Origin of the sequence: Streptomyces humidus (assembly GCF_014649655.1) — a bacterium.
GTDB lineage: Bacteria > Actinomycetota > Actinomycetes > Streptomycetales > Streptomycetaceae > Streptomyces > Streptomyces humidus.
In genome coordinates, this window is the sequence record NZ_BMTL01000019.1 from 18896 (window position 1) to 39369 (window position 20474).

The 20474-nt window shown below is 72.8% G+C and carries 15 protein-coding genes and 2 pseudogenes; 5 read left to right on the top strand and 12 right to left on the bottom strand.

Going from position 1 to position 20474, the window contains the following annotated elements; genetic code table 11:
- Positions 1-7 precede the first annotated feature (7 nt).
- The 4 genes and pseudogenes from IE239_RS22125 to gabT form a co-directional block, all read right to left on the bottom strand.
- On the bottom strand, positions 8-1453 hold the full coding sequence (locus IE239_RS22125; RefSeq protein ID WP_190151245.1) for an aldehyde dehydrogenase family protein: 1446 nt from the start codon (positions 1451-1453) through the stop codon (positions 8-10).
- Positions 1454-1723: 270 nt separating this feature from the next.
- Positions 1724-2317, bottom strand: a pseudogene (locus IE239_RS43275) (phosphatase PAP2 family protein); the annotation flags it as partial.
- 198 nt (positions 2318-2515) lie between these two features.
- Positions 2516-2733, bottom strand: a pseudogene (locus IE239_RS43280) (phosphatase PAP2 family protein); the annotation flags it as partial.
- A gap of 123 nt (positions 2734-2856) precedes the next feature.
- Positions 2857-4191 (bottom strand): 4-aminobutyrate--2-oxoglutarate transaminase, encoded by a 1335-nt coding sequence (gabT, locus tag IE239_RS22135; RefSeq protein ID WP_190151112.1) that lies wholly within the window; start codon positions 4189-4191, stop codon positions 2857-2859.
- A gap of 250 nt (positions 4192-4441) precedes the next feature.
- Here gabT and IE239_RS22140 point away from each other — a divergent pair, with 250 nt between their 5' ends.
- Together IE239_RS22140 and IE239_RS22145 are read left to right on the top strand one after the other, a co-directional pair.
- Positions 4442-6835 carry a type IV secretory system conjugative DNA transfer family protein gene (locus tag IE239_RS22140; protein ID WP_190151113.1) on the top strand — a complete coding sequence of 798 codons (2394 nt, stop codon included), beginning with the start codon at positions 4442-4444 and terminating at the stop codon, positions 6833-6835.
- A gap of 109 nt (positions 6836-6944) precedes the next feature.
- The gene (locus IE239_RS22145; RefSeq protein WP_190151114.1) at positions 6945-8624 is read left to right on the top strand and encodes a PucR family transcriptional regulator; all 1680 of its coding nucleotides are present in this window, start codon (positions 6945-6947) and stop codon (positions 8622-8624) included.
- Between the two features lie 196 nt (positions 8625-8820).
- On the opposite strand, the gene IE239_RS22150 is transcribed toward IE239_RS22145, so the two are convergent.
- The 7 genes from IE239_RS22150 to IE239_RS22180 form a co-directional block, all read right to left on the bottom strand.
- Positions 8821-9273, bottom strand: coding sequence for a hypothetical protein (locus IE239_RS22150; protein ID WP_190151115.1), 453 nt, complete (start codon positions 9271-9273; stop codon positions 8821-8823).
- Between the two features lie 125 nt (positions 9274-9398).
- A complete protein-coding gene (locus tag IE239_RS22155; RefSeq protein WP_190151116.1) occupies positions 9399-10817 on the bottom strand; it encodes an NAD(P)/FAD-dependent oxidoreductase in 1419 nt (472 codons plus the stop codon).
- 32 nt (positions 10818-10849) lie between these two features.
- Positions 10850-11650: an ABC transporter permease gene (locus tag IE239_RS22160; protein WP_190151117.1), complete on the bottom strand. Its 801-nt coding sequence runs from the start codon at positions 11648-11650 to the stop codon at positions 10850-10852.
- Positions 11651-12580 carry an ABC transporter permease gene (locus IE239_RS22165; RefSeq protein ID WP_190151118.1) on the bottom strand — a complete coding sequence of 310 codons (930 nt, stop codon included), beginning with the start codon at positions 12578-12580 and terminating at the stop codon, positions 11651-11653.
- A gap of 1 nt (position 12581) precedes the next feature.
- Entirely contained in the window at positions 12582-13742 is a 1161-nt protein-coding gene (locus IE239_RS22170) for an ABC transporter ATP-binding protein (protein WP_229878245.1), read from the bottom strand.
- The gene (locus IE239_RS22175) at positions 13739-14986 is read right to left on the bottom strand and encodes an ABC transporter substrate-binding protein (RefSeq protein WP_190151119.1); all 1248 of its coding nucleotides are present in this window, start codon (positions 14984-14986) and stop codon (positions 13739-13741) included. The genes IE239_RS22170 and IE239_RS22175 overlap by 4 nt, the downstream gene beginning before the upstream one ends.
- 56 nt (positions 14987-15042) lie before the next feature.
- The gene (locus IE239_RS22180) at positions 15043-16557 is read right to left on the bottom strand and encodes a gamma-aminobutyraldehyde dehydrogenase (RefSeq protein WP_190151120.1); all 1515 of its coding nucleotides are present in this window, start codon (positions 16555-16557) and stop codon (positions 15043-15045) included.
- 221 nt (positions 16558-16778) lie between these two features.
- On the opposite strand from IE239_RS22180, the gene ybiA reads away from it, so the two are divergent.
- On the top strand, positions 16779-17339 hold the full coding sequence (ybiA, locus tag IE239_RS22185; protein WP_190151121.1) for a riboflavin biosynthesis intermediates N-glycosidase: 561 nt from the start codon (positions 16779-16781) through the stop codon (positions 17337-17339).
- A gap of 28 nt (positions 17340-17367) precedes the next feature.
- On the opposite strand, the gene IE239_RS42265 is transcribed toward ybiA, so the two are convergent.
- Positions 17368-17598, bottom strand: coding sequence for a DUF4190 domain-containing protein (locus IE239_RS42265; protein WP_229878246.1), 231 nt, complete (start codon positions 17596-17598; stop codon positions 17368-17370).
- Positions 17599-18591: 993 nt separating this feature from the next.
- Here IE239_RS42265 and IE239_RS22195 point away from each other — a divergent pair.
- Together IE239_RS22195 and IE239_RS22200 are read left to right on the top strand one after the other, a co-directional pair.
- A complete protein-coding gene (locus tag IE239_RS22195) occupies positions 18592-19719 on the top strand; it encodes an adenosine deaminase (RefSeq protein ID WP_229878247.1) in 1128 nt (375 codons plus the stop codon).
- A gap of 33 nt (positions 19720-19752) precedes the next feature.
- Positions 19753-20439: a glycerophosphodiester phosphodiesterase gene (locus IE239_RS22200; protein ID WP_190151122.1), complete on the top strand. Its 687-nt coding sequence runs from the start codon at positions 19753-19755 to the stop codon at positions 20437-20439.
- Positions 20440-20474: the final 35 nt, after the last annotated feature.

Below are 20474 nucleotides of genomic sequence, written 5' to 3' on the forward strand. Positions count from 1 at the left end.
CCATGAATCAGAGCGCGATGCCCGTCAGGACCAGCACCCGCTCGTAGGTGTAGTCGTCCATCGCGAACTTCACGCCCTCGCGGCCCACCCCGGACTGCTTGACGCCGCCGTACGGCATCTGGTCGGCGCGGTAGGAGGGCACGTCGCCGACGACGACGCCGCCGACCTCCAGCGCACGGTGGGCACGGAAGGCGACCTGGAGGTCGTGGGTGAACACGCCCGCCTGGAGGCCGTACTTGGAGGAGTTGACGGCCGCGAAGGCCTCGGCCTCGCCGTTCACCCGCTGCACCGTGAGCACCGGCCCGAAGACCTCCTCACGGGCGATCGTGGTGTCCGACGGCACCTCGGCCAGGACGGTCGGCGCGTAGGAGGCGCCGTCGCGCTTGCCGCCGGCCAGGAGCTTCGCGCCCGCGGCGACGGCCTCGTCGACCCAGGCCTCGACACGCTCGGCCGCGGCCTCGCTCACCAGCGGACCGACGTCCGTGGCGTCGTCGGCGGGGTCGCCGGTGACCTGGGCCTCGACGGCGGCGACGATGCGCGGCAGCAGCCGGTCGTAGACGGAGGCGTCCGCGACGACCCGCTGCACCGAGATGCAGGACTGGCCGCCCTGGTAGTTGGAGAACGTCGCGATGCGGGTGGCCGCCCAGTCGAGGTCGGCGTCGGAGGCGTAGTCCGCGAGGACCACGGCCGCGCCGTTGCCGCCCAGCTCCAGGGTGCAGTGCTTGCGCGGCACCGAGTCCATGATCGCGTAGCCGACCTGCTCGGAGCCCGTGAACGAGATGACCGGCAGCCGCTCGTCCTGGACGAGGGCGGGCATGCGGTCGTTGGCGACCGGCAGGATCGACCAGGAGCCGGCCGGCAGGTCCGTCTCGGCGAGCAGATCGCCGATGATCAGGCCGGACAGCGGGGTCGCGGGGGCGGGCTTGAGAATGATCGGCGCACCGGCCGCGATCGCCGGGGCGACCTTGTGGGCGCACAGGTTCAGCGGGAAGTTGAACGGCGCGATGCCGAGCACGACACCCTTGGGGAAGCGCCGGGTGAGGGCGAGCCGCCCCTGACCGCCGAGGTCGGTGTCCAGGCGCTGGGCCTCGCCGCCGTTGAAACGCCGGGCCTCCTCGGCGGCGAAGCGGAAGACCGACACGGCGCGGCCGACCTCGCCCCGCGCCCACTTGATCGGCTTGCCGTTCTCCGCGGAGATCAGCTGGGCGATCTCCTCGGTGCGCTCGGCGAGCCGCTTGCTGACATGGTCGAGAGCGGCGGCGCGCACATGGGCCGGGGTCGCGGCGAACTCGTCCCGGACGGCGTGGGCGGCGGCCACGGCCTCCTCGACCTGGGCGTCCGTCGGCACGCCGACCCGGGCGACGAGGCGGCCGTCCCAGGGCGAGGTGACGTCGAAGCCGTCCTCGCCGGTGACCTGGCGGCCGGCGAGCCAGAAGGCGTGGAGGGAAGTCATATGGGAGTCCCGGCCCTTCCGCTTAGGGGGTGTCCTGTGGTGTGTGTGCTCCACCGTAGGGGTGGGACGCCGACGGGTCGCTTGTCCGAGTCGTACGGGTGGACGACGGGTGTGCGCCGGTTTGGCGTGGTCGCCGCCCCGCCCCCCACCGAGCCTGTCCTGTCGCCGCTCCGGGCCTGCTCCCGGGCCTGCTCCCGGGCCTGCTCCCGGATCCGGTTCCTGACCCGGTTCCGGATCCCGCTCCGGATCCCACTCCCGCTCCAGGAAGAGCCGCAGCGCACCGAGCAGCACCGCGCCCAGGCACCAGCTCGCCACGACGTCCAGCGGCCAGTGGTAGCCCCGCCGGACCAGTCCCGCGGAGACGGCCAGAACGAGGAGCGCGCCCGTGGCGACGGCGGCCCGGCGGGCGGGCGCGGTACGCAGCCACGGCAGCAGGACCAGTACCGCGGAACCGTAGGCGACGACCGCCGTCGCGGTGTGCCCGGAGGGGTAGTAGCCGGTGGCAGGCGGCACAGCGGGCGTACCGGGCCGGCCGGTCCACTCCTTCAGGGGGACGACGATCAGCGGCACCAGCGCCATCAGGCACAGGGCGGCGACGGGCGGCACCCACCACCGCGCACCGCCCGCGCATCTGCCCCGCCACGCAGCCCAGCCCGCGACCAGCACCAGGACGGGCAACGCGACCTGCACGTTCCCCAGGTCGGCCAGCAGCTCGCCGGCCCGGCCGGGCCGGACCAGGGCGTGACTGAGACGCTCGTCCGGACCCAGGAGCGGCCCGTCGACGGCCACCTGCCAGGTGACCAGCGCGAAGAGGACGGCGGGCGGCAGGAGGCCGAGGAGGGCGCGGCTCGGGCGGGACGGCATGGGTCCCAGCTTCTCAGCGGCGGCCGCACGACGGAGAACCGGCGGAGAACCCGACGGAGAACCGCCGGATCGAAGCCGCCCGGAACAGACCCGGACCGGACCGGACCAAAACACGAACAGGAAGAGGAACAGGAAACGAAAAGGACCCCGGATCGCGTCCGGGGTCCGTCTTTCGTGGTCCGCACCAGAGAAGGAGGTCGGCCACCCCGGAACAGGGGGGGTGGTTCCGGGGTGGCCGTCCGGACCGGATCGTCGGCCGCCCCGGGGGGTTTGGGGCGGACGACCGTCCGATCGGTGTGGAGACTCCGAAGCCGGAAGCTCCGGTTGTGTGCGCGAGGGCACGACCAGGTCGAAGCTGGGGAGGCCCCGGCCCGGTGTCCGTCCACAGTCCCCTGTGGACGGGGTGTATCTCTCATCTGGGGAGAACCTACGGCAGCGACGGCCGGCAGGACAGGCCATGTCCCGTCCCGCCATCCTCCCCGCACACGTTCTTCACACGCTGTGCGGCGCCGCGGAACTCAGCTGTGCGGCACCCCGGCTCAGATGCGCGCGAAAGCCTGCTCGATGATGTCGAGCCCCTCGTTCAGCAGGTCGTCGCCGATGACCAGCGGCGGCAGGAAGCGCAGCACGTTGCCGTAGGTGCCGCAGGTCAGGACAAGCAGGCCCTCCTGGTGGCAGGCCTTGGCGAGGGCGGCGGTGGCCTCGGGGTTCGGCTCCTTCGTCGTGCGGTCCTTGACCAGCTCGACCGCGATCATCGCGCCGCGCCCGCGGACGTCGCCGATGACGTCGAACTTCTCGGCCATGGCCGTCAGACGGCCCTTCATGACGGCCTCGATGTGCTTGGCCCGGGCGTTGAGGTCGAGCTCCTTCATCGTCTCGATCGCGCCGAGCGCGCCCGCGCAGGCGACGGGGTTGCCGCCGTAGGTGCCGCCCAGGCCGCCCGCGTGCGCGGCGTCCATGATCTCGGCGCGGCCGGTCACGGCGGCGAGCGGCAGCCCGCCCGCGATGCCCTTGGCCGTGGTGATCAGGTCCGGGACGATGCCCTCGTCCTCGCAGGCGAACCACTGGCCGGTGCGGCAGAAGCCGGACTGGATCTCGTCGGCGACGAAGACGATGCCGTTGGCGGACGCGAACTCGCTGATGGCCGGAAGGAAGCCCTTGGCGGGCTCGATGAAGCCGCCCTCGCCGAGCACCGGCTCGATGATGATCGCGGCCACGTTGTCCGCGCCGACCTGCTTGGTGATCTCGTCGATGGCCTGCGCCGCGGCCTCGTGGCCCGCGTTCTCGGCGCCCGTGGGCCAGCGGTAGCCGTAGGCGACCGGGACGCGGTAGACCTCGGGGGCGAACGGACCGAAGCCGTGCTTGTACGGCATGTTCTTCGCCGTCAGCGCCATGGTGAGGTTGGTCCGGCCGTGGTAGCCGTGGTCGAAGACGACGACGGCCTGGCGCTTGGTGTACGCACGCGCGATCTTGACGGCGTTCTCGACGGCCTCGGCGCCGGAGTTGAACAGCGCGGACTTCTTGGCGTGGTCGCCCGGGGTGAGTTCGGCGAGGGCCTCGGCGACCGCCACGTAGCCCTCGTAGGGGGTGACCATGAAACAGGTGTGGGTGAAGTCGGCGAGCTGGGCGGTGGCCCGGCGCACCACGGCCTCGGCGGACGCGCCGACGGAGGTCACCGCGATGCCGGAGCCGAAGTCGATCAGACGGTTGCCGTCGACGTCCTCGATGATGCCGCCGCCCGCGCGCGTGGTGAAGACGGGGAGCACCGAGCCCACGCCGGCCGCCACCGCGGCGGTACGGCGGGCCTGCAGCTCCTGCGACTTCGGGCCGGGGATGGCGGTGACGACGCGGCGCTCCTGCGGAAGGGCGGTCATGACGGCTCCTGTGGTTCTGCGAACGGTGCTTTGCGGACGCTTTCCTTCTCTTCCCGCAGGCTAGGACGACGGGCTGAGGGTGGGCATGCTCCATGTGGGCGGTGTCGCGCGGACGGGTTGTCCGTCATGGACAGTGCCGGCGGGAGGCCGTCCCCGCGGGCCCGGCCGCGTAAGCGGTGAACTCCCGTTGCGGGCGCGTTAGATTGACTCGCTGATGACAGAGGGAACAGCTGGTCGGGGGGCAGGGTCGATGGACAGCGACGGGACGCAGGACGCGCGGGGCACTCATGCGAATCCCGTGCCGCGCCCGGCGGGGCCCGCGCACCCGCCCACGCACCCGCCGTCGGCGCCGCCGCGGCCGGCCCGCCCCCCGGGCGTGCCGCCGGCCGCCGAGCACGCGCCGCGGGCCGCGTCCGCAGTCGCTGCCTGGCTCGACGAGGCCCGGCCGGCGGCCAGGCCGGGGATCTGGCGGTTCGGGCACCGGCCGTCGAAGCCGCCGCGGGAGTCGGAGCGGCTCGCGCCGGTGACGGTCGTGGGGATGCTGGTCCCGCTGGTGGTCGCGCTGGTGCTGTGGTCGCTGTGGCGGCGGGGCGCCCTGCCCTACCAGTTCACCCTGCTGCGGCTGTTCACTCCGGGCGACTGGTGGTGGGGCGGCACGATCGCCTCCCCCAAGACCATGGACGGCGCCGAGGCGCGGGTGGTCTACGACGGAGTCTTCTTCGCCGTCCTGCTGTACGCCATGGGCCGGCTGGGCAGCTGGCCGCATGTCGTGCGGCACTTCGTCGGGCGCCGGCCGCAGCCCGCGCGGGCCCTGATCGCCCTGCTGGGCGCCCTGGCCGCGCTGAGCTTCGTCTTCCCCGAGGCCTTCGGCGTCGGCTGGGACGCGCTGCCCGTCGTCGACCCGCTGTTCTCGCTCATCGTGCTGATCTCCGGCGGGTACGAGCTCTTCGCCTCCCCCCTGTTCACGAACGCGCTGTACGCCGTGATCACGCTGCTGGTGGTCTGGCCCTTCGCGCGGGTCGGGGGCTGGCTGCCGTACGCGAAGGAGCGGCTCGCGGCCCGGCGGGCCGGCCCCGGACAGGGCGCGCGCCCGGCCGAGCGGCCCCGCTCGCAGTGGCCCGAGCTGCGTGACGCCGGGCAGTACGAGGCGGCCGACCTCCTCACCGGCGAGGTCGCCGCCGGCCGGATGAACGACGTGGACTGCGTGCGGGTGCGCCAGGCGTGGAGCGCGGGGCTCGGGGACTTCCGGGAGACCGTGCTGCGCCAGGGCGGCGCGGCCTGGACGCACCCCTCCGGCGACCGCGACCTGCCCCGGCGCGGCGCCCGCCACGACCTGCTCGCCGGACAGGTGCGGATCGGCCGCTGGGTGGCCGCCGAGCGCACTCCGCCCGTCTATCACGACGCGGGCGCCGCGCTCGGCCCGGATCTGCTGGGCACGTCGCTGCTGGCCGTCGGGCCGTCCGGCTCGGGCAAGACGCGCACCCTGACCGAGCCGCTGACCGAGGCGCTGGCCCTGCAGGCGCTGACCGGGACGTGCGCCGTGGTCGCGGTGTCCTCGCCCGGCAGCGGCCCGCTCGGCTCCGACTCCTCCTTCGACGTGATCGTCCGGATCGGCGACCCGGCGTCGGTGCACGATCTGGACCCGTACGCGGGCTGCGACGATCCGGACGAGGCCGCCGCCCTCCTCGCCGAGGGGCTGGCCGGCGACCTCGACTCGGTGAGCGCTCAGAGCGCGGCCACGGCGCTCGCCCAGCTGCTCGGCCCCTACCGCGCCGCGCACGGGCGCTTCCCCGCCCTCGCCGAGCTGCGCGAGCTGCTGGAGGGCGAGCCCGGCGCGCTGTCGGCGCTGCGCGAGGCGGTGGCCGGGGACGAGGTGATGCGGCGCGAGCTGCAGGCGCGTATCCGGCAGACGGGTGCGCCGGGCGACCCCGGCCGTGCCCTGGCCGACCGGCTGGCGCTGCTGAGCCGGCCCGTGTTCGCGGGGTTCTTCGGCGCGGACGGCGACGCGCACCGGACGTTCTCGCTGCGCGCCGTCGCCCACCACCCGCTCCGGGTGCGGATCGACCTGCCCGAGCGCGGCCACGAGGAGGCCGCCCGGCTGATCACCCGGCTGGTCCTCGCGCAGTTCCACGCCGTCGTCCGGGAGCGGCACGACCACTTCGCCTGTCTCGTCCTGGACGACGCGACGGGGGCCGTCACCGACGGGTCGGTGCGCCGGCTGCAGCGGCTGCGCTCGCAGAACGCGGGCGTGGTGCTCGCGCTGCGCACGATCGGCGACGTCCCGGAGGCCCTGCACGGGCCGCTGTACGGGGCCGTCGGCTGCCGGATGGCGTTCTCCGGGATCACCACCTGGGACGGCGGCAGGTTCGCGCAGACCTGGGGCACCGAGTGGGTGGAGACCACGGAGGTCGCCAAGCACACCGTGTTCGCCGACCAGCCGATGACCCGCGCCATCCACGCGCTGCGCAAGCTGGTGACCGGGAACGCGGTGACCACGGACGCGGTGACCGTGCGCCAGGTCGAGCGGGAGCGGTGGTCGGCGTCACGGCTGGCGCACGAGGTCCCGCCCGGACACGCGGTGCTGTCCCTGACCAGCGTGGGAGGCGAGCACACGCCGCCGCTGCTGGTGGATCTGCGCGGCTGAGCGGCGCCCCACGGGCCCTTACGGTGAGGCAGAATCGGTACAGGCCCTTCATACGATGCGGCCAAAAGATCATCTCGCCGATCGATCGCCTCCTCGACCTGAAGGCCCCATGCCTCCCACGCTCGCCTCGCTCGTCCACCACTCCGCGCTCAAGCTGACCGTACGGGCCGGCGGGGGCCGCCTGGACGTGCCGGTGCGGTGGGCGCACGTCAGCGAACTCGCGGACCCGGTGCCCTACATGGAGGGCGGGGAGCTGCTGCTGATCACCGCGCTCAAGCTGGACGCCGAGGATCCGGAGGCCATGCGGCAATACGTCCGGCGGCTGGCGAAGGCGGGGGTGGTCGGGCTCGGCTTCGCCGTGGGCGTCAACTACGAGGAGATCCCGGGAGCGCTGGTGGACGCGGCCGAGGAGGAAGGCCTGCCGCTGCTGGAGGTGCCGCGCCGCACTCCCTTCCTCGCCATCAGCAAGGCGGTGTCGGCGGCGATCGCGGCCGACCAGTACCGGGCGGTGACGGCCGGGTTCGCGGCCCAGCGGGAGCTGACCCGGCAGGCGCTGACCGAGGGCCCCGAGGGACTGCTCGGCGCGCTCGCCGCCCAGGTGAACGGGTGGGCGGCCCTGTACGACGCCTCGGGCGCCGTGGTGGCGGCCGCACCCGAGTGGGCGGGCCGCCGGGCGGCGCGGCTCACGGCGGAGGTGGAGCGGCTGCGGGAGCGGCCGGCCCCCGCCTCGGCGGTCGTCGGGAGCGGGGCGGCGGACCGCCCCCTCTCCGACGACCGGCACGACGACCGGATCGAACTGCACTCCCTGGGCACGGGCCGGCATCCGCGCGCGGCGCTCGCCGTCGGCACCGCGTCGGCGCCGGGCACCGCCGAGCGGTACGCCGTCCACTCGGCCATCGCCCTGCTGACGCTCACCACGGAACGCTCCCGCCCGCTGTACGCGGCGCAGCAGCGGATCGGCGCGGCGGTGCTGCGCATGCTGCTGGCGGGCGAGCCCGACCACGCGCGGGCCGTTGCCGGGGACCTGTACGGCGATCTGCTCGACGCCCCCTTCCGGGTGATCGTCGCCGAGGCGGCGTCGGCCTCGCGGCCCCACGCGGACGCTTCGGCGCGAGGGGCGGCGGGCGCCGCGGACGGGCCGCACGCGCGCGTGGAGGCCGCCGACCCGTTCGGCGGTCTGGTCGAGGCGATCGAGTCGGCGGCCGCCCGGGCCGGGGAGGCCGTGCTGGCGGTGCCCGAGGGCGACCGGCTGATGGCGCTGGTCAAGGACGGGGGCGCGGCCGCGGCGGCGTGCGCGCGGTACGCGACGGCGCGGGAGGGGGCGCGGGCGGAGGACGTCGCCGGGCCCGGGACCGGCGACGAGGGCGAGCCGGTCGTGGGGCTGTCGGCGCCCGCGGGCCCGATCGCGGCGGCCGCGGCGTACAGACAGGCGCAACAGGCACTGTCCGTGGCACGGCGACGGGGCCGGTTCTTCGTGGAGCACGAGCAGCTCGCGGCGGGCTCCGTGCTGCCGTTGCTCGCGGACGACGCGGTGAAGGCGTTCGCGGACGGTCTGCTGCGGGCTCTGCACGAACACGACGCGACGGGTCGCGGCGACCTGGTGGCCTCCCTGCGGGCCTGGCTGTCCCGGCACGGCCAGTGGGACGCGGCGGCGGCCGACCTGGGCGTCCACCGCCACACCCTGCGCTACCGCATGCGCCGGGTGGAGGAGATCCTCGGACGCTCCCTGGACGACCCGGACGTCCGGATGGAGCTGTGGCTGGCCCTGAAGACGACGTCGACGGACTGACCCCGGCCCGGCGCGACGCCCCCACGCCCTCGCCGGCGGCGCGAGACCGGCCGTCGGCCCCGGGAGCCGTCCCGGGGCGGGAGCGCGGGGCGGGGCGGCGGCACGGGCCGTCGGCGCCCTCGAACCGACGGCCGTGAGCATCGTGAGGCGCGCGCGGACGGCTGCCGTCGGTTCGGCGGCCGGAGCCGTCCGGGGGTCAGTCCGCCGATCCGTCCGCCAGGCCGGCCGCCGCCTCGTGCATCGCGAGTTCGAGGAGCATCGGGTCGGTCAGGGTGCCGGTGCCGTCCGGCGGGACCAGCCAGCGCAAGGTCCCGGTCGAGCGGCCCGGACGGGGCACGACGATCCAGGCGCCGGCCCCGGCCGTGCGGATGCCGGTGCCGAGCCAGCGCCCGGCCGTCCCGGGCGTCACGAAGAAGCCCACGCGGTCGTCGTCGGCGTCGACGAGCACCGGGCCCGGCCGGTCGAGGATCCGGGTGAGCACGTCGAGGGTGCGACAGCCGAGCCCGCCGGGCAGGATGAGCACGTCCCAGGCCCTGCCCGCGGGCAGCGCCGCCAGTCCCAGCGGGTCGCGTTCCCATTCCCGGCGGCACGCCGCGGGATCCGGTGCGACCGATGCCAGCCATGCGACGGCCGTCTTCTCCCCAGCCATGAGCGGACCTCCCCTTCACTCGTGGACGCGGTTCGCGTCACACGGGGGAGAGGGAGGTTCCCGGCGGGCATTACGCGGGTTCGGGCCACCCGTCGGAGTGAACCGGAGCAGGCCGCGCCCGTCGGTCAGCTGTCGAAGCCCAGGCCCAGTCTGTCCATCGTCCTCAGCCACAGGTTGCGCCGTCCGCCGTGCGCGTCGGCACGGGCCAGCGACCACTTGGTGAGGGCGATGCCCGTCCAGGCGAACGGCTCGGGCGGGAAGGGCAGCGGCTTCCTGCGGACCATCTCCAGCGACGTCCGCTCGGTGCGCTCCCCCGACAGCAGGTCGAGCATCACCTCGGCCCCGAACCGGGTGGCCCCGACGCCCAGACCGGTGTAGCCGGCCGCGTACGCCACCCTGCCCCCGTGGGCCGTGCCGAAGAACGCCGAGAAACGCGAGCAGGTGTCGATCGCGCCGCCCCACGCGTGGGTGAAGCGGACGTCCTCCAGTTGCGGGAAGCAGCCGAAGAAGTGCTCGGCGAGCTTGGCGTACGTCTGCGGCCGGTCGTCGTACTCGGCGCGCACCCGGCCCCCGTAGGGGTAGACGGCGTCGTAGCCGCCCCACAGGATCCGGTTGTCGGCCGACAGGCGGAAGTAGTGGAACTGGTTGGCCGAGTCCCCGAGCCCCTGCCGGTTCTTCCAGCCGATCGAGTCGAGCTGTCCGGCGGTCAGCGGCTCGGTCATCAGCGCGTAGTCGTAGACCGGCACGGTGTACGCCCGTACCCGCCTGACCAGGCTGGGGAAGATGTTGGTGCCCAGGGCGACCTGCCGGGCGCGGACCTGCCCGTACGGGGTGCGGACGGCCATCGCGGCGCCGTACGGCTTGAGGTCCAGGGCGGGCGTGTGCTCGTACACGCGCACCCCGAGCCGCAGGCACGCCGCCTTCAGGCCCCAGACCAGTTTGGCCGGGTGGAGCATGGCGACGCCCCGGCGGTCGTGCAGGCCGGCCAGGAAGGTGGGCGAGGCGACCTGCTCGCGCACCGCGTCGGCGTCGAGGAACTCGATGCCGTCGGAGAGGCCGCGGCGGTCGAGTTCCTCGAACCATTCGCGCAGTTCCCGCGCCTGGTACTCCTCGGTGGCGACGTCGATCTCGCCGGTGCGCTCGAAGTCGCAGTCGATGCCGTGCCGGACGGTCGCGGCCTCGATCTCGTCGAGGTTGCGCATCCCCAGCTCCTGGAGCCGGTGGATCTCGTCCGGCCAGCGGGTGAGCCCGTTGGACAGCCCGTGGGTGAGGGAGGCCGCGCAGAAGCCCCCGTTGCGGCCGGAGGCGGCCCAGCCCACCTCACGGCCCTCCAGCAGCACCACGTCCCGCTGCGGCTCGCGCTCTTTGGCGACGAGCGCGGTCCACAGTCCGCTGTAGCCGCCGCCGACGACCAGCAGGTCGCAGGTCTCGGAGCCGGTGAGCGCGGCCTCGGGGCGGGGCCTGCCCGGGTCCTCCAGCCAGTACGGGACCGGCCGGGCGTCGGAAAGAGAAGTGGTCCATCGGTTCATGGCGCTCGGGGCCATGATGTCAACTCCCTACAGGGGTCTTCGCAGGCTCATGCCTTCTGCCTGGTGCGGCGACTGCTGATGATCATCGACGTCAGGACGAGCAGCACCGCGACGAGGAACATGGTCGTGCCGATGACGTTGATCTGGACGGGCGTGCCGCGCTGTGCCGAACCCCAGACGAACATGGGGAAGGTGACGGTGGAGCCCGCGTTGAAATTGGTGATGATGAAATCGTCGAAGGAGAGCGCGAAGGCGAGCAGCGCGCCCGCGGCGATCCCGGGGGCGGCGATCGGCAGGGTGACGCGCAGGAACGTCTGCGCGGGTCCGGCGTAGAGGTCCTGGGCGGCCTGCTCCAGCCGTGGGTCCATCGACATGACGCGCGCCTTGACGGCCGTCACGACGAAGCTCAGGCAGAACATGATGTGGGCGATGAGGATCGTCCAGAATCCCAGCTGGGCGCCCAGGTTGAGGAACAGGGTGAGCAGCGAGGCCGCCATGACGACCTCGGGCATGGCCATCGGCAGGAAGATCAGCGAGTTGACGGCGCCCCGCGCGCGGAAGCGGTAGCGCACCAGGGCGAAGGCGATCATCGTGCCGAGGAGGGTGGCGCCGAGGGTCGCCCAGACCGCGATCTGCAGGCTGAGCGAGAGCGAGCCGCACAGGCCCGCCACCCCGCACGGGTCTTTCCAGGCGTCCGTGGAGAACTGCTGCCACTCGTAGTTGAAACGGCCCTTGGGTTTGTTGAAGGAGAACACCGTGACGACGATGTTCGGCAGCAGGAGATAGGCGAGCGTGAGAAGTCCCGCTATGACCACGAAATGGCGCTTGAGCCAGTTGACGAAGGGCATTTAGACCAGATCCTCCGTCCCGGACCTGCGGATGTAGAAGGTGACCATGAGCAGGATCGCGGCCATGAGAATGAACGAGAGGGCCGCCGCCGTCGGATAGTCCAGGACGCGCAGGAACTGCGTCTGGATGACGTTTCCGATCATGCGGGTGTCGGTCGAGCCGAGGAGTTCCGCGTTGACGTAGTCGCCGGCCGCCGGGATGAAGGTCAGCAGCGTTCCGGAGACCACGCCCGGCATCGACAGCGGGAAGGTGACCCTGCGGAAGGTGGTGGAGGGCTTGGCGTACAGGTCGCCCGCCGCTTCGTGCAGGCGTCCGTCGATGCGCTCGAGCGAGGTGTACAGCGGCAGCACCATGAAGGGCAGGAAGTTGTACGTCAGACCGCAGACCACCGCGAGCGGGGTGGCGAGGACGCGGTCGCCGGCGGTCCAGCCGAGCCAGCTCGTGACGTCGAGGACGTGCAGGGTGTTGAGGGCGCCGACGACGGGGCCGCCGTCCGCGAGGATCGTCTTCCAGGCGAGGGTGCGGATCAGGAAGCTGGTGAAGAACGGCGCGATCACCAGGATCATGATCAGGTTGCGCCAGCGTCCGGCGCGGAAGGCGATCAGGTACGCCAGCGGGTAGCCGAGGACCAGACACAGGACCGTGGCGGCGCCCGCGTAGAGGACCGAGCGCAGGAACTGGGGCCAGTACTCGGTCAGCGCGTCCCAGTAGGTCGCGAGGTGCCAGGTGACCTTGTAGCCCTGCTCGAGGGACCCCGTCTGCACGGACGTCGAGGCCTGGTAGATCATCGGCAGCGCGAAGAAGACGACCAGCCAGAGCAGACCGGGCAGCAGCAGCCAGTACGGTGTCAGGCGGCCGCGCTTGCGGGGCGGCTTCGTGGCGGGCGCCGTCGGGGAGAGAGGCGGGGGCGCCTCGGTGAGCGTCGCCATCTCAGACCGCCGCCTCTTCCTGGATGCCGGCGTCGATGTCCTGTGCCGCGTCGAGTCCGAAGGTGTGCCCGGGGCTCCAGTGCAGGACGACGTCGGCGCCGGGGACCAGCCTGGCGTCACGGTCGATGTTCTGGGCGTACACCTCGAAGTCGGGGCAGACCGAGCTGTCGATGACGTACTGGGTGGAGACCCCGATGAACGAGGAGTCGGCGATCTTCCCGGTGATGCGGTTGCGGCCCTCGGGTATCTCGCCGGCGTCGTCGGCGTGCGTGAGGGTGATCTTCTCCGGGCGGACGCCGACCAGCACCTTGCCGCCGGTCGTCGTGGGCGCGGAGCAGCGCGCCTCGGGCAGCACGAGCTTGCCGCCGCCCGCCTTGAGGACGATGTCGTCGCCGCTCCTGGAGTCGACCTCGGCCTCGATCAGGTTGGAGGTGCCGAGGAAGTTGGCGACGAACGTGGTGTGCGGGTTCTCGTAGAGGTCGGCCGGCGAGCCGAGCTGCTCGACACGGCCCCCGTTCATCACCGCGACCGTGTCGGCCATGGTCATGGCCTCCTCCTGGTCGTGCGTGACGTGCACGAAGGTGATGCCGACCTCGGTCTGGATGCGCTTGAGCTCCAGCTGCATCTGGCGCCGCAGTTTGAGGTCGAGGGCGCCGAGGGGCTCGTCGAGGAGGAGCACCTTGGGGTGGTTGATCAGGGCGCGGGCCACCGCGACGCGCTGCTGCTGGCCGCCGGAGAGCTGGTGCGGTTTCTTGCGGGCCTGCTCGCCGAGCTGCACGAGCTCCAGCATGTCCTCTACCTGCTTCTTCACGCTCTTGATGCCGCGCCGGCGCAGACCGAAGGCGACGTTCTCGAAGATGTCGAGGTGCGGGAAGAGGGCGTAGGACTGGAAGACGGTGTTCACCGGACGCTTGTACGGCGGCAGGGCCGTGACGTCCTGGTCGCCGAGGTGCACGGTCCCGGAGGAGGGTTCCTCCAGGCCGGCGATCATGCGCAGGGTGGTGGTCTTGCCGCAGCCGGAGGCGCCGAGCAGGGCGAAGAAGGAGCCCTGCGGGACGGTCAGGTCCAGCGGATGGACGGCGGTGAAGGCGCCGTAGGTCTTGCTGATGCCGGTCAGGCGGACGTCGCCGCTGCCGCTGTCGTTCGTCTTCATCGTGGTCACGCCCCGGTCAGCTTCGCGAACTTCGCTTGGTAGGCGGTCTCTTCCTTCGGGCTCAGGGAGCGGAAGGCGTGGGACTTGGCGGCCATGGCCTTGTCGGGAAGGATCAGCGGGTTGTCCGCGGCCGTTTTGTCGATCTTGGTCAGGTACGGTTTCACGTCGGCGACCGGACTCACGTAGTTGACGTACGCGGCGAGTTCGGCGGCCGGCTCGGGCTGGTAGTAGTAGTCGATCAGCCGCTCGGCGTTCGTCTTGTGGCGCGCCTTGTTGGGAATCAGCAGGTTGTCGGTCGACGTCATGTAGCCGCTGTCCGGGATCACGTAGGCGACGTCCGGGTTGTCCGCCTGGAGCTGGACGATGTCGCCGCCCCAGGCCACGCAGGCCGCCAGGTCGCCCTTGCTGAGGTCGGACGTGTAGTCGTTGCCGGTGAAGCGGCGGATCTGGCCCCTGTCGACGGCCTTCTGGAGGCGGGCGATGACCGCGTCGTAGTCGTCGTCGGTGAACTTCGCCGGGTCCTTGCCCATGTCGAGCATGGTCATGCCGACGGTGTCGCGCATCTCGGTCAGCAGACCCACCCGGCCCTTGAGCTTGGGGTTGTCGAGCAGGTCGGAGACCGACTTCACCTCGACGCCGTCGAGCGCCTTCTTGTTGTAGGCGACGACCGTCGAGATGCCCTGCCACACGTACGAGTAGGCGCGGCCCGGGTCCCAGTCGGGGCTGCGGAACTGGTCCGACAGGTTGGCGAAGGCGTGCGGCAGGTTGGACGCGTCCAGCTTCTGGACGTAGCCGAGCCGGATCATGCGGGCGGCCAGCCAGTCGGTGCAGACGATGAGGTCGCGTCCGGTGTCCTGGCCGGCGGCGAGCTGCGGCTGGATCTTGCCGAAGAACTCGTCGTTGTCGTTGATGTCCTCGGTGTACGTGACCGCGATGCCGGTCTGCTTGCGGAACGCGTCCAGCGTCGGGCGGTGCTTGCCGCTGTCGTCGACGTCGATGTACTCCGGCCAGTTGGAGAAGTTGACGACCTTCTCCTTCGCGGAGTGGTCGTCGGCGGAGACGCCGCCCTGGGACTTGCCGGCGGCGGGGATCCCGCAGCCGCTCAGCGCGCCGAGGCCGCCCAGGGTGAGCGCGCCGCCGGCGGAGGCGCGCAGCACCGACCGGCGGGTCATGGCCGCCCTGCCGTTGCGGAAGCTGCGCCGTAGGGCGGCCAGGTGGGCCGGGCTGAGGCGGTCTGGCTCGTACTGCTCCATGCGCGTGGTGCCCTTTCGGGAGGTACGGCTGTGGTCGGCGGCCGGGTCGTCGGTGCTTACGAGTCCCCGAAGACCGTGCGGTGCCAGGGCTTGCGAGCCACCGCCGTATTATCGAACATAACGTGCTTCACCTGGGTGTACTCATCGAACGAATACACCGACATGTCCTTGCCGAACCCGGAGGCCTTGTAACCGCCGTGCGGCATCTCGCTGATGATCGGGATGTGGTCGTTGATCCACACGCATCCGGCCTTGATCTCGCGCGTGGCCCGGTTCGCCCGGAACACGTCCCGCGTCCACGCGGAGGCGGCCAGCCCGTAGGGGGTGTCGTTGGCGAGGGCGACGCCCTCGTCGTCGCCGTCGAAGGGCAGGACCACCAGGACCGGCCCGAAGATCTCGGACTGGACGACCTCGCTGTCCTGGGCCGCGTCCGCGATCAGCGTGGGGAGGTAGTAGGCGCCCTTCTCCAGTTCCCCCCGGGGCGCCTCGCCGCCGGTCACCACACGCGCGTAGCCGCGCGCCCGGTCGACGAAGGAGGCGACCCGGTCGCGCTGGACATGCGAGACCAGCGGGCCGAGGTCGGTGCCGGGGGCGAAGGGGTCCCCGACCCGTACCGTCTCCATCAGCGCGGCCGTCCGCGCGACGAAGGCCTCGTAGAGCGGCCGCTGCACGTACGCGCGCGTGGCGGCCGTGCAGTCCTGCCCGGTGTTGATGAGCGCGCCCGCTACCGCGCCGTTGGCGGCGGCCTCGAGGTCGGCGTCGTCGAAGACCAGGAGGGGCGCCTTTCCGCCGAGCTCCAGGTGCAGGCGTTTGACGGTCGCGGTGGCGACCTCGGCGACGCGCTTGCCGACGGCGGTGGAGCCCGTGAAGGACGTCATCGCGACGTCGGGGTGGCCGACCAGGCGCTCGCCCGCCGCCCGCCCGGTCCCCGTGACGATGTTGACGACGCCGTCGGGGATCCCGGCCTCCGTCGCCGCCTGGGCGAAGAGGAGCGAGGTCAACGGGGTGAGTTCGGCGGGCTTGAGCACGATGGTGTTGCCCGCGGCGATCGCCGGGAGGATCTTCCAGGCGGCCATCTGGAGGGGGTAGTTCCAGGGCGCGATGGAGCCGACGACGCCGATGGGCTCACGGCGGACGTAGGAGGTGTGGTCGCCGGAGTACTCGCCGGCGGACTGACCCGCGAGATGACGGGCCGCGCCGGCGAAGAAGGAGGTGTTGTCGATCGTCCCCGGGACGTCGAACTCACGGGTCAGCTTCAGCGGCTTGCCGCACTGCAGGGACTCGGCGCGGGCCAGGTCCTCGGCGTGGCCGGCGAGGACCGCGGCGAAACGGTGCAGGGCGTCGGAGCGCTCGCCCGGAGTGGCCGCGGACCAGCCGGCGAAGGCCGCGCGCGCGGCGGCGACGGCGGCGTCGACGTCGTCCGCGCCCGCCAGCTCGTAGGTGAGGACATCCTCGCCGGTGGCGGGGTCGACCACGGTGTGGGTGACGCCGGACGTGCCCTTCGTCAGGCGGCCGGCGATGTACTGCGCGCCGTCCGAGAAACGTTCTTGTGCGGGAAACCGGTCCTGCATGTCGCTCTCCTCCGCCTTCGCCCCGATGCGTTCGGCGACGGGTGGCGTAGCTCCAGCTCGATTTGATTGCCGATCCTGGCAGAGCAAGGGCACTCCAACAAGTGATTCCGTTGTTGCCTTTTGGTTACGCGACGGAATCACTCGGCGAGGGGCGACCAGGTGTCGAGTCGGAGCCGAAAAGGAGGGACGCTCTGTCAGTGGCGCGTGCCATCCTCGGCTGCATGGAGAGGATCGAGGACCGGGAGGCGCTGGTCAGCGCCGTCCGGGCGGGGGCGAGAATCAAGTGCCTGCACTTCTGGGGGCACCGGCAGCGACCGGACGGGCGGATCGGTTCGAGCTGCCTCAGCCAGTGGTGGCCGTCACCGTTCGTGGTCGACGGAGTCGGTTATGCGACGGCCGAGCACTGGATGATGGCCGAGAAGGCGCGGCTGTTCGGCGACGCCGAGGCGGAGCGGCGGGCGCTCGCCGCCGGGTCCCCCGCGCAGGCGAAGAAGGTGGGACGGCTGGTGCGCGGCTTCGACGAGGACGTCTGGGCGCGGGAGCGGTTCCGGATCGTGGTCGAGGGCAGCGTCCGCAAGTTCGCCTCGGACGACGGGCTGCGCGCGTTCCTGCTGGGCACCGGCGCCCGGGTGCTGGTCGAGGCGAGCCCTCTGGACCGCGTGTGGGGCATAGGTCTGGCGGCGGACGACGAGGCGGCGACGGATCCGCAGCGGTGGCGGGGGCCGAACCTGCTGGGGTTCGCGCTGATGGAGGCGAGAGAGCGGCTGCGGGCCGGCGGCTGAACCGCCGGCGCCGTCCGTCGGCTGCGTCTCAGGACACCACGATCGTCAGGACGCCCAACCCGAGGGCGAGCACCAGGCCCACGGCTCCGCAGATGATGCCCGCCAGCGCCTGACCGGGGTTGGAGGCCTCGCCCCGGGCGGCTTTACGGCGCCCGATCGCGCCGAAGACGATGCCGAGGACGCCGAGGACGACGGCGACCGGCCACAGGCAGAAGACGACGGAGGCGAGGATCCCGAGCGCGAGCCCGGCGACCCCCATGCCGTTGCTGTCCCCCGCCCCGGTACCGGGCCAGCCGTACGGGCCGTACCCGCCCCCGTAGGGCGGCGGCGGGGTCGGGTAGCCGTGGCCGTGGCCGCCCGGGTAACCGTAGGGGATCTGTCCCGGCCCGTCGGGAGCGATGGGCGGCGGCGGGACGGCCTGCGCGGGAGGCGCGAAGGGGCCGGGCGGCGGGCCGCCGACAGCCGCAGCCGGGTTCGGAGGCGGAAAAGACCCCGACGACCACCCACCCTGCGCAGGAGGCGCGAAGGGGCCGGTCCAGGGCTGCGGAGAATCGGCGGCTGCCGGCAGCGAGGGGACCGTCCGCTGGTCGTGGACGGACGGGGACGCCTGGCCGGGAGGGAGGGGAGCCGGGGCGGCGGTGTGCCCGCGCCCGCTCGGCTCGCCGTCACCCGGAGCGGCCCACGGATCAGCCCCGCCCGCGGCACCCGCCCCGCCCGTCGCACCCGCCGCGCCCCCGGCCGCCGGCGCCGCGTCCGCCCCGCCGGAGTCAGGCGCGGACCACGGGGAACGCCCGGTGTCGGCTTCGCCCTCGCCCACGACGTCCGGGACCGCCGCCCCGGCATCGCCGCCCGACGGAGCGGCGCCCTCCGCGTCCTTGCCCAACGAAACCCGTCCGACCGCGTCCCGCGGACCGTCCGTCTCGCCGGAGACGGGGGCGGGGGCGGAGGCGGGGGCGGGCCATGGCGGCCGGGTGGCGTCGTCGCCCGGTTTCGGCGCCTCGTCGGACATGCGTGATTCCCCCTGTCGCCCGCTTCCGGGCCTGCGTCCTGCCGTTCCGTCACCCGTACGCCGTTGTGCCCCGCGCACGTTCCGTCATGCTACGGCCCGTGGCCGGCGGGGTGCGTCCGGGGCGAGGGCCCGCGGCTGCCCCTCGCCCCCCTCCGCCTACGATGACCCCGGCCCACCGATCAGCCGATCACCCGCGTCCCGTCCGGCCCGCCGGACCCGGGGCGCCGTCCCGGGGAGGACCCCATGACCGACCGCCTCGACGCATCCTCAGCAGCCGCCGAGTCCGGCTCCCCCGCGTCCGGCACGCCCGCCGGCCCCACCGCCGCGGCCGCGGCCGGCGGCCGCGATCTGCGTGCCTTCGTCGCCGGGCTGCCGAAGGCCGAACTGCACGTCCACCACGTCGGCTCCGCCTCCCCCCGCATCGTCTCCGAGCTGGCCGCCCGGCACCCCGATTCCAAGGTGCCCACCGACCCCGAGGCCCTGGCCGACTTCTTCACGTTCACCGACTTCGCCCACTTCATCGACGTGTACCTGTCCGTCGTCGACCTCATCCGCACCCCGGAGGACGTCCGGCTGCTGACCTACGAGGTCGCCCGGGACCTGGCCCGCCAGCAGGTGCGCTACGCCGAGCTGACCATCACCCCGTTCTCCTCGACCCGGCGCGGCATCGACGAACTCGCCTTCATGGACGCCGTCGAAGACGCCCGCAAGGCCGCCGAGGCGGAGTTCGGGACCGTGCTGCGCTGGTGCTTCGACATCCCCGGCGAGGCCGGGCTGGAGGCCGCCGAGGAGACGACCCGGCTCGCCACCGACGACCGGATCCGCCCCGAGGGGCTGGTCTCCTTCGGGCTCGGCGGGCCCGAGATCGGCGTGCCGCGCCCCCAGTTCAAGCCGCACTTCGACCGGGCGATCGCCGCCGGACTGCGGTCGGTGCCGCACGCCGGCGAGACCACCGGCCCCGAGACGGTGTGGGACGCGCTGACCCATCTGCGCGCCGAGCGCATCGGCCACGGCACCAGCTCCGCACAGGACGGGAAACTGCTCGCCCACCTCGCCGAGCAGCGCATCGCCCTGGAGGTGTGTCCCACCTCGAACATCGCCACGCGCGCGGTCCGCGCCCTCGACGAGCACCCCCTCAGGGAGTTCGTCGAGGCCGGCGTCCTGGTGACGATCAACTCCGACGACCCGCCCATGTTCGGCACCGACCTCAACAACGAGTACGCGGTGGCCGCCCGGCTCCTCGACCTGGACGAGCGCGGCGTCGCCGCCCTCGCGAAGAACGCGGTCGAGGCCTCCTTCCTGGACGAGGCCGGCAAGCGACGCGTCAGCGACGAGATCGACGCCTACACCGCCGGGTGGCTCGCCCCCTGACCGCGGTCCGCCACGGCCCGCCACAATGGGCCCATGCAGAACGTGACCGCCGTGGGCCACCGCGGCGACCCCTACCGCTTCCGTGAGAACACGATCGACTCCCTGCGGTCCGCGCTCGACCGGGGCGCGGACGCCGTCGAGTGCGATGTCCGGCTCACCAGGGACGGCGTGCCCGTCCTGCTGCACGACGAGACGCTGAAGCGGCTCTGGGGGCTTGACCGGCCGCTGCGGTCGCTGTCCGCCGCCGAGGTGAGCGGACTCACGGCCGGCGCGGTGCCCACCCTTGCCGAGGCGCTCGCGGCGACGGACGACAGCCGGCTGATGCTCGACCTGCCGGGCACCCGGGAGGAGCGCACGGCGCGGCGGATCGTCGACGTCGTGCGCGAGGCCGGGGCGGCCGACCGGGTCCACTACTGCGCCGACGCCGTGGCGATGCTCGCCGTGCGCGCCGCGGACCCGTCCGCCGAGATCGCGCTGACCTGCACGAGCCTGGCGCCCCCGCGGCCCGCGCTGCTCGCGGTGGTGAAGCCGCGCTGGCTCAACTACCGCTTCTCCCTGGTGGACCGGGACCTCGCCGCGCGCGTCCACCACGACGGCTTCCTGCTCTCCGTCTGGACCCCCGACACCCGCCGCGCCCTGCGCCGCCTCATCGCGCTGGGCGTCGACTCCGTCACCACCAACCGCATCGACGTCCTGACCGCGCTGCGCGAGCGGCGCTGACCCGCGCGGAGCCGCAGCACGGCCCCGCTTCCGCA